We start from the raw sequence: 16,159 nt of genomic DNA, 5'->3' as shown, positions 1-16,159 counted from the left end.
AAAGTCTTTTTAGAACGCAAACTTCACTCCGCCCTTTAAGGCCGTGTTTTTAACAGTTACTTTCGTACCATCGCTTGCAAATTCAGCTTTATCACTTAGGTAGTCAATTCCACCATAGAGATTAATATTTGGTCCGTACTTATACTCGACACCTGCAGCTACGTGAAAGTTACTCGTATCTTTTGCACTACCAAAGATCGAAACATCTTCTTCGTATCCAGGATCAAGCATGAAATCGAATTGAAAATATACACGTACACCGCGAATAAGAGGCATACTTGCTCTTGCACCAACTAATAGGCCACTAAAATTAATTTCTGTGAAACCATCTGCAACTTGATTATCAAAACCATGAGTATATGATCCATAACCAAAAAAGACATCGACTTGTGGCCCATAGAAAAAGCCCATCGGAAGGTATTTATATCCAAATAGAAGTCTAAAACGAGAAGAATCCATTGAATTAGAATCTGAAACAAGATTTCCAGCATCCTTAGAATACTTTCCAAAACCTTTTTCTAACTCTAAGCCCACCCAGTAATTTCTCGTTACCCAAAGTTCACCGTCAAAGGCAATTGCAAAGTCCACACCATTAATTGATTTTGTACCATTTGAAATTGATGAGTTATTATTTGAGCCTGTCCCAATTTTTAGAGCAAGACCAAATTCCCCTAATCTTCCAAAAGAAGAAGTACGATCATTTCCTTCGACTGGATCATACTTTAAGTCTCTTTTTTCAGAATCTTTTGTATTCTTAGAAATTAATACCCAATCTTCAGCTTGAATTAAGCTTTTATCTTCATAACGTAAAACTTTTACTTGTGATAAAGATTCACCTACGTGAATAATTCTTCCAGTTGCTATTGTTTTCGTTTCCCAATCAACAACCTCTTGTAAAAGAGGGTGCTTGCGACGGCGCATTGGACGAACAACTTTTACTTCATAATCAGTAAAAATTCCTGCATCTTTACCGAGATCAATTGAAAATTGCTGACCTAAAACACCTAAGACTCGGGCATCATATGGGATTTGTTTTTCATATTGATCAAGCCAATTATTTGCAGTTTGTGCAATTAGTCCTGGATCATCACTATTAAGCTCAATCTTTTCATTGAAGTAGATATCTTTTCCATTGGCCCCAAAGATTTGCATATTTACTGCAACACCTTTTGGAAGACTTTCTATTTTAACCTTGATTAATGAACCTGCATTTGTTTTTTCAGAAACAAGTTTTAAAACCTTTGGGTTCTCTAAAGCTGCATCAAGATTTTTTTTATAATTTGATAAGATATTTATAATTTCAGAGTTGTACTGGTAGTAACACCAACGAGAAGATTTCAAATAACCTTCTATTTTAGCAAAGACTTCATAACCAAGAGCGCCACCGACAGAATCTCTAACAGGTAGGATCATACAACGACGAGCACTTGGAGCAGCTAAAGTATCAACTGCTAAAATGAGAAGTAAACTAGTTATAAGTAATTTGATTGTTTTCATTGAGACGACCTTCGTAGAGATCTACGAGCATTTTATATTCATTATTTTCTTGCTTGGTTTTAATTAATTCTTTTTTAAGAAGTTCATGTTCTTCTTGTAAACGCTTTAGGTATACGATGGCGTTCGATGCACTTAGTGAATCGTTATATTCCCACTCGTTCATTTGAATCAGATATTTACCCTGATCAAATTTCCAAATTAATTTATCTCTTTTTATGTAGCGACGAATTGTTGATATTGAGATTCCCTTCAACAATGAATAGTCATTTATGTCCATCCAAATCATTTCTTAATTTTAACCAACTTGACGTGCTTTGCCAAAAATTATCAATACATAAATTCGTATTTCGAGTATAATTTTTTTATGAACAGAGTTGATATAGAAAACTTCAGGAATAAAAAGACTGCCTTAGTTCTCTCTGGCGGTGTCGTAAAGGCTGCCGCATGGCACCTTGGAGTAAGCTGGGCCCTTCACGATCTTGGTTTCACATTTAAGCACAATCATTCGGATGTAAATCCAGATTACGAAATATCAACATATGTTGGCTCAAGTGCAGGTGCTCTAATTAGTCTCTTCTTAGCCTCGGGTCACTCACCACTTGAAGTTATTGAAGCTTTTATTCAAAAAAACAAAACAGGTTTGAAACCAATTACATATAAGGACATGCTCTCTTTAAAGAGACCTAGTCTAAAGCCTCACCATCCGAATCTCTACGATCCACTGGATGGTTTTCCACTTGTTATCAAAAGTCTTTTGAAACCAATCATGACAGTCTCAGGACTATTTTCCACAACAGGACTGCACGACTACATAATTGAAAACGTAATAAAATCGAACAATTTCGATGACTATGATGCGGATCTTTTTATCATTGCAACACAATTAGATAATTCGCGAAAGACAATATTTTCTCGCTATAATTACCCTAATCCTAGCCATGATCCGACGGCACACTACTATACTGATATACCAATTGCTGAGGCTGCAACTGCTTCAATGAGTGTACCGCCATTCTATACGCCTTATCCAATTCATAACACTGTTACAGATACGACAGATTTCTATATTGATGGTGAAATTCGTGAAACACTTTCAACTCACGTTGCCGTTGATAATAGTTGTGAATATATCATTTCAAGCTGGACCCATACGCCTTATCACTATCAAGATGAAATTGGCTCCCTTGCTAACTATGGCCTTCCTGCCATTTGTACGCAGGCTATTTACTTAATGATTCAAAAGAAAATTGTTGATTCAAGAGCAAGACGTATAGCCGCACAGGATATTATTGATACTGTAAATCAGTATATGCTCAATGAAAAATTTAGTAATGAACAACGTCGTCATATAACATCAATTATTGAGCGAAAACTAAACTTTAATCCTGATGTAAAACTCATCGATATCTTTCCTAAGCATGATGACTACAACCTCTTCTTCGCTGATATCTTCAGCTTAAATCCAAAGAAGATGACTAAGATGCTTGAAGCTGGCTACAAGCGAACGATGGAAATATTTAATAATAAAGAATACGAATCTTAAAAATTCAATGAAATAAAAAAAGGCCCACTAATGTGGGCCTTCATATTTAAAATCTTTTATTAATTAAAGATCAAGTGGTAGTGAAACACCAACTAAGATTTCTTTTCCATCAAAGTCTGGGAAACCACCAGCACCATCGTAACTCATAGCACGGTACTCTAAGTTAAGTGAAACAAATGGAAGCATTGTAAAACCAACACCAACAGCAATTCCCGAACCATCAAAGCTTGCTCCTGATGCTTCAATATCAGAAGAGAAGTAATAACTTGCATATCCTCTTAAAAGAATTGGAAGATCAACAGCAACGAAAACACCTAGATTAGTAGTATCAGCATCAACATCACCTGTTGCACCATCAATAGTATATGAACCCATATTGTAATCAAGTCCAAAACTTACCAGCATAGGAAGTGAATAACCTAGGCGGCCACCAATATTGGTACCAGTTGTATCTTCACCATCAGTATCACCTAGAATATTATACGCTAGGTACGGCTCAACATAAATTCCAGCTTGCGCTTGGAAACCAGCAATCATAATCATCATTGCAACTAAAATCTTTTTCATACAATCTCCTCATAAGATAAATCTAGTAATATTCTCTCAAACTAGATATTTTCAATAATATATAAACCTTCAGTACAGAAACTTTGCGTGTATTGAATACTTCCTTCCCCAGAATCTATTTTCGTATTCAAAATTCCATAATCATGAGAAATAATAAAAACCTTCTCCGTTAAGCCTGTAATTTCAGCACTAACTGTTCCATCTTTATCCATATAATAAAAATCATATGATCCTGATGGACTTATCGAAGAAATATAAGCTTCAAAACTGACGAGTGGCTTATTCAAATTAACTTGAATAACACAAGCTCCATTATCCGCCCGGTTTTGAAATAGCTCCTTCAAATAATCGATATATTCAATAGAAGGTATCACCACCTTCTTAATGTCATTAAAGCCAACAAAGACCGAAGTTTCTTTGCCAACTTCAATATAGTGTTTAAAACTAGCGTCCCGCAATGGGGTAAGAATTTTATAGCGATTTAGTCCTACCTTAGAAGCAGTGATCTCACGATTAAAATAGCGAATATCGCTATCGTTCAAGTTCATTGATTGTAAGGTCTTGGCCGCCAAATTTTCTTCATAAACAGAAAAATTAATGGCCTTTGCATCTAATAAATATGGCGCTTCGTAAGTAATTTCATCTTGAACAAGATGAATAATTTTTTGCGCAACTTTGCCTTTGAAATCCATATACTTAATTAAGTGATTACCCAATTCAACATCAAGATAGAGTTCATAAACAAATGAATCCCCAGGATCAACTTCTTTGAAATTTCGATCGAGATATACTTTTTTCTTAAAGGATCCCATAAAGGTGGAAGTATCTATTTTATCACCTAAATCAACTAGAATATGTGCACCACTATGCTCTTTTACTTTGTTTCTCTCTAAGATCTTACGTAGATAATCAGAATTGATTACAGGGATATCGAAGGTCGTTTCGCTTCGAGCACTAAGTTCAAAATTTGTTCTAATTATATCTCTGGCGGCAATAGAGCCCCTAAATGTAGAAAAACTATCGTCACTAGATATCGGAATTAGAACTTCTCCAGTTCCAGAATCAGTAAATAATTCATTTAAATTATATGTAGGCACTAAATCAAAATCTGTAAGATTATTTTTCGAAATACCCTTCTCGCCAAACTCACGCAACTTAACTTTAAAATTAGAAACCGCTTTCTTTTTACGAGCAGCTGACTGAATAAAGCTTGAGAAATCAATTACAGGCTTATAATTCTTTGGCCCTAAAGCCTGTTTAGATACACCTTTAACTATTGGTGCTTTAAACTGTGGAGTTTTTGCAGTTGCATCTTTCTTAGCGTCTTGAGCACCATAGGAAAAAAAGACGAGATCATCACTCTCTTTAATATTGCCACTTACCTTAGCGCCTTTTTGTACTCCTGAGCTTGCTAATACAATCTCATCTGTTTCCACCTCACCCTGATAAGCAATAGGAGGAACAAATTTTTTGTGAAGTTCAAATGTTTCTCTAAGGTCAAATTTCTTTGGCTTAAGAGTAACTATATCTCCGCCTGTTAATGCATAAGCATTAGCTACTAATAAAGAAATAAAGATACAAATAAACCTAATAATCATTAGCTCTATTTTCGCATCATTAGGTTATTTAGAACTTAGGTGGCAGATTTTGCCGAGTGAAGTAGAAAAAGAAAGGCCCTGTTTCCAGGGCCTAATCTATTATTTCGAAATTTGCTTAACTAGTTGTAACCTAAGTTGCGCTCTATCAAGCTTACGACGGAATTTAACTAGATCTTCATCAGTTAAAGTACCTTTCAGCTTCTCACGAGCGTAAATTAGTGCATTTGTAGCTCTTTCCTCATCAATTTGACAATCTTCTTCAGAAGTCATTGATAGGATAGTAATTTGGTCGTTTAAAACCTTTACGATACCGTTAGTAACAGTGAAAAATCTTTCCGAATCATCACCATGTACAGCAACGCTACCAGTAGCTAGCTTCTCAACAATGTGAGTGTGACCTGCAAGAACTTCGATTTCACCCTTTAGAGTAGGAACGAAAACAGAGTCTGCTGGTACGTTCTTCGCAACAACTGAGCTAGGCGTTAGAATATTTACAACAAAGTTACTCATCATTTAATCCTTTGCGTAGTTCCATGGGTTACCCCATGGAACTTGCTACTTATTAAGCATCCTTCTTAAGTTGTTCCCACTTTTCATATACCATGTTTAGGTTACCAACAAGGTAGAAAGCTTGCTCAGGAACTTCATCACACTCACCAGCTAGGATAGCTTTGAATGCTTTGATCGTATCGTTGATATCAACGAATTGACCTGGGATACCTGTAAACTGCTCAGCAACGAAGAATGGTTGAGAAAGGAATTTCTCAATCTTTCTTGCACGACCAACTAGAATTTTATCTTCTTCAGAAAGTTCGTCCATACCAAGAATCGCGATGATATCTTGAAGCTCTTTATATCTTTGAAGGATCTGTTGAACTGAACGAGCAGTATCATAGTGATCGTCACCAAGGATAGCTGGAGATAGAATTGTTGAAGATGATGTTAGTGGGTCTACCGCTGGGTAGATACCTTTTTCAGCAATTGAACGTGAAAGTTCAGTAGTCGCATCTAAGTGAGCGAATGTAGTTGCTGGAGCCGGGTCAGTATAGTCATCGGCAGGTACGTATACAGCTTGGATAGAAGTAATCGAACCATCTTTAGTTGAAGTAATACGCTCCTGCATAGCACCCATCTCAGTACCAAGAGTTGGTTGGTAACCTACGGCAGATGGAATACGTCCAAGTAGTGCAGATACCTCTGAACCAGCTTGAGTAAAACGGAAGATATTATCAACGAAGAATAGTACGTCTTGTTTTTCTTCATCACGGAAATATTCCGCTAGAGAAAGACCTGTAAGAGCAACACGAGCACGTGCACCTGGTGGCTCGTTCATCTGACCGTATACCAGTGCAGTTTTATCGATAACCCCAGACTCTTTCATTTCTTCGTAAAGGTCGTTTCCTTCACGAGTTCTTTCACCAACACCAGCGAATACAGAGAAACCACCGTGTTGAGTAGCAATGTTGTTGATAAGTTCCATAATAAGAACTGTTTTACCAACACCAGCACCACCGAATAGACCAATCTTTCCACCTTTTAAGTATGGAGCAAGAAGGTCAATAACTTTAATACCAGTAAAGAATGGCTCAAGTTTTGTTGATTGATTTTCAAATGATGGAGCTTCTCTGTGGATTGAGTAAGATTTTTTATTACCTAATTCACCAGCTTCATCAATCGCTTCACCAACTACGTTGATGATACGACCAAGACATTCACGACCTACAGGTGCTTGAATTGGAGCACCAGTGTCAGATACAACTAAACCTCTTGATAGACCTTCAGTTTGGTCCATAGCGATCGTTCTAACAACGTTATCACCTAGGTGAGTTGCAACTTCAAGAACAAGGTTATTTTCTTTGTCGTTGATTGTTGAGTTTGTAACTAAAAGGGCGTTATAGATTTCCGGTAAATTTCCATCAGCAAATTCAACGTCTACAACAGGACCCATAACTTGACGAATAACACCTTTTGCTTGTGACATTCTACGCTCCTTAACCATTGAGGGACTCAGCACCAGATACAACTTCAATAAGTTCAGTTGTAATCGCCGCTTGTCTCAATTTATTCATTTTAATAGTTAGTGTTCTAATTGCATCTTTACAGTTTCCAACGGCACTATCCATTGCTGACATACGTGATCCGTGCTCTGCTGCTGTAGCATCTAATACTGCAGTCCACATTGCACTCGTGTACGCCTCTGGGATTAGGCCATCTAAAATACTTTCCGCACCAGGGTTGTATCTGAAATCAAACGGATACTTTTCCTTTAGCTCATCTCTTTCAGATGAATCAAGAGTCATTGGAAGTACTTGTTTAACTGTTGGCTCGATTTGTATTGCAGAATGGAAAATGTTGTAAGCAACACTTACCTTTCCTACTTCACCAGTTGCAAAAAGTTCTGAAAGCTTATTAGCAATCGTTTGAACTTCATGAAATTGTGGTTCAGTTCTTTCAAAACCGTATGATTCACCAGCGTTAACAAGTTTCACAACAAGTTCTTTTACCTTAGTACCAATAAAGTGCACTTCAAGGTTGTTAGTGTCTTCATGGTTTGCAATATAAGCCTTAACAGCTTTTGCAAGACCAGAGTTATAACCACCACAAAGACCTTTATTCGAAGAGATTACAAGAAGTACTTCTTTCTTAGATTCGTTATTATTTAAGAAAGAGTGATTGTAACCTTCTACTAAAGCAGAAATTGTTTTAATTGAATCTTCTAATTCATTTGCATAAGGACGCGCATTCAGAATAGCATTCTGAGCCTTGTTTAGCTTTGCAGCTGAAACAAGTTTCATAGCTTCCGTAATCTTTAAAGTACCCTTAGTACTTTTGATTTTCTTTTTAAGATCCTTAATATTTGCCATTATGGCTCCTCAATTAATTAGTAGTTCTTACTTGCAATAAATTCTTTAATTGCAGTTGCTAATTTACCATCATTCTCACCAGAGATTTGTTTCTCTGATCTTAGTGAACTCATAAGATCTGAGTGAGAAGTATTTAGGTGATCTAGAAGATCTTTTTCAGCATCTCTTACTCTATCAACAGGTACTGAATCGAACATACCTTTTGTACCAGCGTATACAGATACAGTTTGGTCGATTACATCAAATGGAGAATATTGTGCTTGCTTAAGTAGCTCAACAAGTCTCTCACCTTTTGAAAGTTGTTTTTGAGTAGCTTCGTCTAGATCTGAACCGAAAGCCGCGAAAGCTTGAAGTTCACGGTACTGAGCAAGATCAAGTCTTAATGTACCAGCAACTTTTTTCATTGCTTTAATCTGAGCAGAACCACCAACACGTGATACCGAAATACCAACGTTAACAGCTGGACGGATACCTGAGTTGAAAAGGTCACCTTCTAGGAAGATCTGACCATCTGTAATCGAGATTACGTTTGTTGGAATATATGCAGAAACGTCACCTTCTTGAGTTTCAATAACTGGAAGTGCAGTTAGTGAACCAGCTCCTAGGTCATCAGATAGTTTCGCCGCACGCTCAAGTAGTCTTGAGTGACAGTAGAAAACGTCCCCTGGGAATGCTTCACGTCCTGGTGGACGTCTAAGAAGTAGTGAAAGCTGACGATATGCTTGTGCTTGCTTTGTTAAATCATCATAAACGATTAGTGCGTGCTTACCGCTATCTCTGTAGTACTCACCCATTGTACAACCAGTATATGGTGCTAGGTACTGAAGAGGTGCAGAGTTAGAAGCAGTAGCAGATACGATGATTGTATAATCAAGAGCACCAGCTTCTTTTAGTTTTTGTTGTACTTGACGTACTGTTGAGTTCTTTTGACCAATAGCTACGTAGATACATACAACATCTTTACCTTTTTGGTTGATGATTGTATCGATTGCAACAGCAGTTTTACCTGTCTTTCTGTCACCAATGATAAGCTCACGTTGACCACGTCCGATTGGGATCATAGCGTCGATAGCTTTAATACCTGTTTGAAGTGGCTCATGTACAGATTTTCTACCTAGAATACCTGGAGCTTTAATTTCAACACGTCTTGAGTGTTCAGAAACGATTTCACCTTGTCCGTCGATTGGATTACCAATAGCATCAACAACACGACCTAAAAGAGCGTCACCTACTGGTACTTCAACGATCTTTTGAGTTCTTTTAACTGTTGAACCTTCTGTGATTTTTGGATCATCACCAAGAATAGCAACACCAACGTTGTTAGTTTCTAGGTTTAGAACCATACCTTTTGTACCTGTAGCAAATTCTACAAGCTCTCCGGCCATTACGTTTTTAAGACCGAAAACTCTAGCAACACCATCACCAACAGTAAGAACTGTACCTACTTCGTCTACTTGAAGTTTAGTTTCGAAGTTAGCAATTCTGTCTTTGATAATGCTCGTAATTTCTTCTGGATTCATTGACATCATTTACCTCTACAATAATTGGCCATTAGCCATTTATAATTGATTCTTTTAAAGTATTAAGTTGTTTATCTACAGATGCATCGATTTGATAGTCTTCAACTGTCACACGAACACCTGCTGTAATTTTTTCGTTTTTTGTATAAGTTAACTCAGGCTCTGATCCAAGTTGTGACTTAATAAAAGATTTAATCTTATTAAGTGACTCTGTATCAATTGAATCTGCATTACCTTCAATTGTTCCTCTCATGAAACCTCTTTCATGATCATCCATAACGATTACTTCTTTAAAGATGAGTGGAAGAATTCCAATTCTCTTTTCTTGAAGTAGGAAATTAATAAATGATTTTACAACTTGAGAAAGCCCTAACTTTGTTAATACGTCACTTATAACAGAAGCTTTTTCCTCAACAGTAAATACATCTAAAAACATTACGTTTTCTAGATCATTACTTGCATTGATTACTTCTGTAAGAGCAGTAAGCTCTTGTGCTGTATTAATATTAGACTCTTTACCTAGGCTGAAAATCGCTTTTGCATACGCTTTGGCTACATTCTTTTCTTTCATCTTACTAACCCTAGAACTATAGTCTTGAAATTAAATTGCTTGTTGCTTTATTTGATAATGAACTATCAGAATGAATTTTAGTTTTCGTTTTAGAAATAACCTCATCTAATAGCGATTCATTAAGTTGTTTAAGCATCATCTTCTTTTCAGATTCTAACTTGTGTGCAGAATCTACTTCCATTTTTTCCATTGATGCTTTGATTTCTTGAACATAAGTTTCTTCGAACTTTTCACCATCTTTTTTTGCATTAGTGATGATTTGTTCTTTCTCACCTTCGATATTATCTAGCTTAGCTTTTGAAGCTGATAATACTTTTTCTGCTTTTGCATCTTTTTCAGCTGCATACTCAACAAGATCCTTAATAGAATCTGCTTTTTCTACAAATGAATTTTTCATGAATGGAATAATCTTCCATGCCATAAAACCAAATACAATTGTGAAGTTAATTGCAGGAACAAGTAGGTCAGATAAGTGACCACCGTGGTATTCACCACCAGCTGCAAATACGATATTACTAAAAACTAGAGCTAATAATAATTTCATTTATTATCCTTATAATTTTAATGACTACTGTACAATTTTATCAACTAGAAGTGATGAAAGTTCATCAGCATCTTTCATGATTGCAACTTTCTTCTCTTCTAACTCTTGAGAGTATTTTGCCTTTTCAGAATTAGCTTCAGCTTCAAGCTTATTAGCAAGTTCTTTAACTTTAACAGCTTCACGCTTAGTAACTTCTTCTTTTCTATTTTGAATTAAATTAAAAGCTTCAGATTGTGCGCCTTCAATTTTAGACTTGTATTCTTTCTCTAATTCAGTTGCAAGACGAGTTTTTTCATCAGCACCTGATTCCATTTTAGTAGTTTTTGCTTCACGGTTTTCAAGAACTTCTTGAAGTTTAGACCAGATTAAGTTTCTTGTTACAAAATAAAGAACTGTAACGATGGCCAATTGAATGAAAAATGTAGAGTTGATACCTAGAGAGTTTAATACTGTATTGATAGTATCCATTAGTGACTACCCCAAATTGTGTAATAAGATTGGTTAAAAGTTCACTAATAATTAAACTTTATCTGGCCTATCGTCAAGCTAAACAGCTTTTTTCTGAATGTTTGTTAACATTTAATTAAGTTGTAAATAATCAAATTTATTTAATTATTTCTCGTCATGCATCTTCGTTGTACCATGGAAAATAACGCCGTCTTCCACAATAAGCGAAGGTGTAGTGATAGTCCCCTCGAAGCGAGCAGGCTTGATAATTTCGACGCGAGAAGTCGCTTTGATGTCGCCCTTAACGATTCCACTAATCATAATTACATCAGCAATAATGTCTGCATTAATTACAGCGGCCTCGGAAATAATTACCGTGTCATTTGAAAAAATAGTTCCGTTCACAATTCCCGCAATACGCCCTACACCGTTCAGTGTAATATTTCCTTCGAGCTTACAACCATCTTCGATAATCGCTGCCATTGTTCCTTGTGTCATAAATCTACCCTTTCCGTGGCTGGTTCTATAGGACCATATTTGATTTGAAAAATGGTTCTATAGGACCGGCCATAAAGACTGGTCCCATAGGACCAATAAAAACATTATCTATTTAAAAGTAAGTATTCAAAAATATCATTAAATTCGGCTTCATTAGAGAATTTCAGTACAACTTCTCCACCACCGTTTTTATTTGTTTTAATCCCGAAATGATAACCAGTTTTTTGTTCTAACTTTTCTCTATATTGAGACATTTTTCCATTAAAAAAGTCGAAGTTATCATCTTCTTTGCCAACTTTTGTTGGTCGCTTAGCTGCTTTAATTAATTTTTCAGTTTCACGAACAGATAGATTATCAAGAGCTGCTTTATTTGCAATACGAATACAATCTTCTCTCTCTTTGATACTAGCAAGAATTTTTGCATGACCAAATGAAAGCTGATCCTTTTGGATTAATTCTACTACATCACGTGGAAGCTTAAGAATACGTAGGAAGTTAGCAATTGTAGATCTTTCCTTACCAACTTTTTTTGCAACTTCTTCTTGAGTTAAGTTGAAGTCTTCCATTAGTGCAAAGTAAGCAAGAGCTTCTTCTACACAGTTAAGATCTGATCTTTGTACGTTTTCAATGATCGACATAACCATTTTTTCACGATCAGTTGCTCTCTTTATTACGACAGGAACTTGAGTAAGACCTGCTAGTTTAGAAGCACGAAGTCTTCTTTCACCTGCAACAAGTTCATATCCATTATCGGCCTTAACAACGATTAGTGGTTGAATAACGCCATTTTCTTTAATTGAGTTTGAAAGCTCATGAAGCTCTTCTTCTTTAAAGATTTTTCTTGGTTGGTTTGGGTTTGCATGAATTACAGTAATATCAAGCATTGAAGGATTCGTTTCTACTTGTACAGCAGGAGTTGTATTAAGTGCTGGTTTAGCTGCTGCCGGATTATCTGCTGCAACTTTTTGTAGATCAGAAAAAGCTGCTTGAGCTTTTGATACTTGAGAAGAATTTTGTGTTCCTCCAAGTAAAGATCCCATTCCTTTTCCTAATGCCATTTTCTTAGCCATTCTCTCTTCCCCTTACCTATTGAATGTTACCAGCTAAAGTATTATCGATTTCATTAACCGATGGAACTTGTGGTAGCTCATTTTGAATTTCTACTGATTGTGCACGATCTTTAATAATAAGTTCCTTAGCTAGTGATAAGTAAGCTTCAGAACCTTTTGATTCAATATCGTAAAGGATAATTGGTTTACCAAAAGATGGACACTCGGCGAGTTTTACATTTCTAGGTATTACCGATTGAAATACTTTTTCGCCAAAGTGCCTTCTAATCTCTTCTGCAACTTGCTTGTGAAGAGACGCTCTTCCATCAAACATAGTAAGGACGATTCCGTCCATTTCTAATGTAGGATTTAAATTCGCTTTAATTAATTTTACAGTGTTTACTAGTTGGGCCAGACCTTCCATTGCAAGGTATTCAGTTTGCATCGGTACGATAAAGCTATGAGCAGCATTTAATGCGTTCACAGTTAAAAGACCAAGAGAAGGTGGACAATCAATTAGAATATAATCGTAAGCGTCCATAACAGGCATGAATGCAGTCTTTAATTTCGACTCTCTTGCAAATTCACTTACTAGTTCAATCTCTGCTCCCGATAAATTGTTATCAGAAGGACAGATATGTAGATTAGGTAATTCTGTTTCGTAAATACATTCACGAATATCTGTTTTACCAATCATTGCATGATAGATATTGCTTCCATTATGCTGCGCTGAATCAAGTCCTAAACTCACACTACCATTACCCTGAGGGTCTAAGTCAATTACCAGAGTTTTTTTCTCGGCTACTGCAAGGCAGGCAGCAAGGTTAATTGTAGTTGTTGTTTTACCAACACCACCCTTCTGATTCATGAGTGCAATAATTTTAGCCATTTATGTCTCCCAAAAGATATAGTTGTTACTATATTTTTAAAGAAATGAAGACAAAGTGACAAGTTGTTTATTTTTATTTTTTCTAAAACTAGTGATTTCTGTTCCACGTAGAACATTCTTATTACGAAGAGCAATCATCATACGCCCCTCAGTATTAGGTATATCGATCAATGTTTCTTCTACTATCTCCCACTTGTTACCAAGCCAATCCAGGTCTTCTAATTCGTAGAAGTTTGGACCTTTATAAAAGATCACATTTACAGTCTTATCTGTAATAATAAGAGGAAGAAGGTTTTGTATTGTTGAAACAGCTTTGAATGTTATCGTACAGTCACGATCAAAATATACATGCTCAAATCTTTGATGGTATGTCTTCACATTATCAAGACCAATTGCTTCTGCAATTTGATTAACTACTTTGGACTTCTTACCTCTTGCTTCAAAACCAATATATTTCTTATCAGGATTCAAGCTTGCTAATGGTAATAAAGGAAATCCTCCACCGAAACCAATGTCTACATGTATCTTAGTTTGATCATAGATCTTCTTTAAAGAAGGAATGTCTTCAATAGGTTTAACACTGTCTACATATTGCTTATCGAAGAACTCTTCTGCTGTATTAATTCTTGTAAGGTTAATTCCAGCAAACGGGCCATTGATTTGCTCAAGGTAGCGTTCACAAAATACTGTATCTTTCATCATAATATATTTCCTGCTACATATGCTAAGGTAGCTGGCCTAATTCCTACTATTCTTTGTAACTGCCCAAAACTTTCAGGCTTTATTTCTGTAATACGTTGTCTGCACTCAAATGAGATATTCTCACTAGCTACTAGCTTTTGCCAATCCACAGGCTTCTTACTAAGTCTGTTGATTTTAGCATTTTCAACCAGAGCACGATCAATATACCCTTCGTACTTTAGTGAGATAGCTACTGTACGAATAACATTTAAATCAAAATGAAGATTATTCTCAGCTAACTCTGCCACTAAGACATCCACTGGATTCAAGTGTGCTCTCTTAGACAATTCGGCCAAGGTAATATTTGAACTTAGTGGTCCATAGCCCTTCGACTCAAAGTATTCCTTATTCTTTGGATTAGCTTTATATGTATAATTCTTAGCGATATGCCAGATAATGTTAAAGCCCTGCTCATAGCTGTCTTGATAGCGATCTATATCTGCATACAAACCTAATTCTTGGCGATATTTCTTCATACGTAGAATAGTATTATCCTCACGTACATAAAGACGGTTTTCGTTACGTGCAGTAAATAATCGATAAGGCTCATCTCTCTTATTCGAAACAAGATCTTCTACCATTACACCAATATATGAATCATCGCGATCCAATATAAACTTATCTGCGCCAATAGCAGATCGAGCTGCATTTATACCAGCTATTAAACCTTGTCCTGCAGCTTCTTCATAACCTGAAGTACCGTTTACCTGACCAGCAAAATATAATCCAGGCATTTCCTTCGATTGTAATGTTCTATCCAAGCATGTTGTATCGACAACATCGTATTCAACAGCGTAACCATATACTGCAATCTCTGCCTTTTCTAATCCTTCAATAGTGCGGATAAAGTCTAGCTGTATCTCACGTGGAAGTGATGTAGAGATACCATTTGGATAAAATGTATCCAGCTCCAGTGATTCTGGTTCAACAAATACGTGGTGCACGTCCTTATCTTCATAGCGATAAGCTTTATCTTCAATAGATGGACAATATCTAGGCCCAACACCCTTAATCTGTCCGTTAAATATAGGGCTTCTCTCTTTATTGTCGCGAATAATTCCAAGAGTCTTTTCATTGGTCTTAGTAAGGTGACATGAAACCTGATCCACAAATCGTTCAGTTAATCCGTGATTAAAATGAAAGTTTACTGCTGTAGGATCACTTTCTTGCTCCACCATTTTAGAAAAATCGATGGTATCTCTCTTTAAACGAGCAGGAGTTCCTGTTTTAAATCTAGTTTTAAGTGCTGTTACACCTACAAAGATATTCTCAAGAGAATCAGCTTTAAGACAATCTACACGACCACCGTCAGATTGTTCTTCTCCAGTGTGCATTTTACCTGCTAAAAAAGTACCAGTAGTAACTACAATCTTCTTTGAGAGATACTCGCCTTCAGTTGTCTTAATGAGAAAAGAGTCCTGATCTTTACTTACTCTTTCCACCATTTCACGAATAACAGTAATATTATCGTTAGCAGCTACTTCCGCCTCTGCATTTCTAGCATATACTTCTTTATCAATCTGTACACGAGTTGACTGTACAGCATAACCTTTAGATTCATTAAGAGTTCGATATTGAATAGCGCTTCTGTCAGCAAGCTTCCCCATGATACCACCTAAGGCATCTATCTCTCTTACAACCTGACCCTTACCCACTCCACCAACTGCTGGATTACATGGAGCTGATGCTATACTTACACCAGGCATAGTAACGATTGCTACTTTTAGGTCAAACTGAGCGGCGGCCCAAGCAGCTTCTAGTCCGGCATGTCCCCCACCAATAATTGTTACATCAAACATATGTTTCTCATTTTGTTCCACGTGGAACTTTC

Annotated in this window: 17 protein-coding genes; 1 reads left to right on the top strand and 16 read right to left on the bottom strand. The window is 36.5% G+C overall.

Annotated elements, in window-relative coordinates; all coding sequences use genetic code 11:
* Nucleotides 1-9 precede the first annotated feature (9 nt).
* Both C0Z22_RS12055 and C0Z22_RS12050 read right to left on the bottom strand, forming a co-directional pair.
* Nucleotides 10-1,497, bottom strand: coding sequence for a hypothetical protein (locus tag C0Z22_RS12055; protein ID WP_103218622.1), 1,488 nt, complete (start codon nt 1,495-1,497; stop codon nt 10-12).
* Complete coding sequence (locus tag C0Z22_RS12050; protein ID WP_146037886.1) at nt 1,469-1,783, bottom strand: hypothetical protein; 315 nt, start codon at nt 1,781-1,783, stop codon at nt 1,469-1,471. The genes C0Z22_RS12055 and C0Z22_RS12050 overlap by 29 nt, the downstream gene beginning before the upstream one ends.
* A 78-nt stretch (nt 1,784-1,861) precedes the next feature.
* Between C0Z22_RS12050 and C0Z22_RS12045 the strand changes: the two genes are divergently transcribed.
* Complete coding sequence (locus C0Z22_RS12045) at nt 1,862-3,040, top strand: patatin-like phospholipase family protein (protein WP_103218621.1); 1,179 nt, start codon at nt 1,862-1,864, stop codon at nt 3,038-3,040.
* 63 nt (nt 3,041-3,103) lie between these two features.
* Here the strand turns inward: C0Z22_RS12045 and C0Z22_RS12040 are convergent, their stop codons facing one another.
* The 14 genes from C0Z22_RS12040 to mnmG all read right to left on the bottom strand — a co-directional run bounded on the left by C0Z22_RS12040 (nt 3,104) and on the right by mnmG (nt 16,127).
* Nucleotides 3,104-3,607: an outer membrane beta-barrel protein gene (locus tag C0Z22_RS12040; RefSeq protein ID WP_103218620.1), complete on the bottom strand. Its 504-nt coding sequence runs from the start codon at nt 3,605-3,607 to the stop codon at nt 3,104-3,106.
* A gap of 41 nt (nt 3,608-3,648) precedes the next feature.
* The gene (locus tag C0Z22_RS12035) at nt 3,649-5,205 is read right to left on the bottom strand and encodes a hypothetical protein (protein ID WP_103218619.1); all 1,557 of its coding nucleotides are present in this window, start codon (nt 5,203-5,205) and stop codon (nt 3,649-3,651) included.
* A gap of 99 nt (nt 5,206-5,304) precedes the next feature.
* Complete coding sequence (gene atpC / locus C0Z22_RS12030) at nt 5,305-5,715, bottom strand: ATP synthase F1 subunit epsilon (RefSeq protein ID WP_158246914.1); 411 nt, start codon at nt 5,713-5,715, stop codon at nt 5,305-5,307.
* A 52-nt stretch (nt 5,716-5,767) separates the two neighbouring features.
* Nucleotides 5,768-7,186, bottom strand: a complete 1,419-nt coding sequence (gene atpD / locus C0Z22_RS12025) for a F0F1 ATP synthase subunit beta (RefSeq protein ID WP_103218617.1) — start codon at nt 7,184-7,186, stop codon at nt 5,768-5,770.
* Between the two features lie 10 nt (nt 7,187-7,196).
* Entirely contained in the window at nt 7,197-8,069 is an 873-nt protein-coding gene (gene atpG / locus C0Z22_RS12020) for an ATP synthase F1 subunit gamma (protein WP_103218616.1), read from the bottom strand.
* 17 nt (nt 8,070-8,086) lie between these two features.
* Complete coding sequence (gene atpA / locus C0Z22_RS12015) at nt 8,087-9,595, bottom strand: F0F1 ATP synthase subunit alpha (protein WP_103218615.1); 1,509 nt, start codon at nt 9,593-9,595, stop codon at nt 8,087-8,089.
* Between the two features lie 25 nt (nt 9,596-9,620).
* On the bottom strand, nt 9,621-10,160 hold the full coding sequence (gene atpH, locus C0Z22_RS12010; RefSeq protein ID WP_103218614.1) for an ATP synthase F1 subunit delta: 540 nt from the start codon (nt 10,158-10,160) through the stop codon (nt 9,621-9,623).
* A 16-nt stretch (nt 10,161-10,176) separates the two neighbouring features.
* Nucleotides 10,177-10,704 carry an ATP synthase F0 subunit B gene (locus C0Z22_RS12005; RefSeq protein WP_103218613.1) on the bottom strand — a complete coding sequence of 176 codons (528 nt, stop codon included), beginning with the start codon at nt 10,702-10,704 and terminating at the stop codon, nt 10,177-10,179.
* Between the two features lie 24 nt (nt 10,705-10,728).
* Nucleotides 10,729-11,172, bottom strand: a complete 444-nt coding sequence (locus C0Z22_RS12000; protein WP_103218612.1) for a hypothetical protein — start codon at nt 11,170-11,172, stop codon at nt 10,729-10,731.
* A gap of 144 nt (nt 11,173-11,316) precedes the next feature.
* Complete coding sequence (locus C0Z22_RS11995; protein ID WP_103218611.1) at nt 11,317-11,649, bottom strand: polymer-forming cytoskeletal protein; 333 nt, start codon at nt 11,647-11,649, stop codon at nt 11,317-11,319.
* Nucleotides 11,650-11,753: 104 nt separating this feature from the next.
* Nucleotides 11,754-12,719 carry a ParB/RepB/Spo0J family partition protein gene (locus C0Z22_RS11990; RefSeq protein ID WP_103218610.1) on the bottom strand — a complete coding sequence of 322 codons (966 nt, stop codon included), beginning with the start codon at nt 12,717-12,719 and terminating at the stop codon, nt 11,754-11,756.
* A gap of 16 nt (nt 12,720-12,735) precedes the next feature.
* Nucleotides 12,736-13,587 carry a ParA family protein gene (locus tag C0Z22_RS11985; protein ID WP_103218609.1) on the bottom strand — a complete coding sequence of 284 codons (852 nt, stop codon included), beginning with the start codon at nt 13,585-13,587 and terminating at the stop codon, nt 12,736-12,738.
* A gap of 36 nt (nt 13,588-13,623) precedes the next feature.
* The gene (locus tag C0Z22_RS11980; RefSeq protein ID WP_103218608.1) at nt 13,624-14,289 is read right to left on the bottom strand and encodes a 16S rRNA (guanine(527)-N(7))-methyltransferase RsmG; all 666 of its coding nucleotides are present in this window, start codon (nt 14,287-14,289) and stop codon (nt 13,624-13,626) included.
* Complete coding sequence (mnmG, locus tag C0Z22_RS11975; RefSeq protein ID WP_103218607.1) at nt 14,286-16,127, bottom strand: tRNA uridine-5-carboxymethylaminomethyl(34) synthesis enzyme MnmG; 1,842 nt, start codon at nt 16,125-16,127, stop codon at nt 14,286-14,288. The genes C0Z22_RS11980 and mnmG overlap by 4 nt, the downstream gene beginning before the upstream one ends.
* Between the last annotated feature and the right edge of the window lie 32 nt (nt 16,128-16,159).

The organism is Halobacteriovorax sp. DA5, from assembly GCF_002903145.1.
GTDB lineage: Bacteria > Bdellovibrionota > Bacteriovoracia > Bacteriovoracales > Bacteriovoracaceae > Halobacteriovorax_A.
This window is presented reverse-complemented; position numbering and strand designations above follow the sequence as displayed.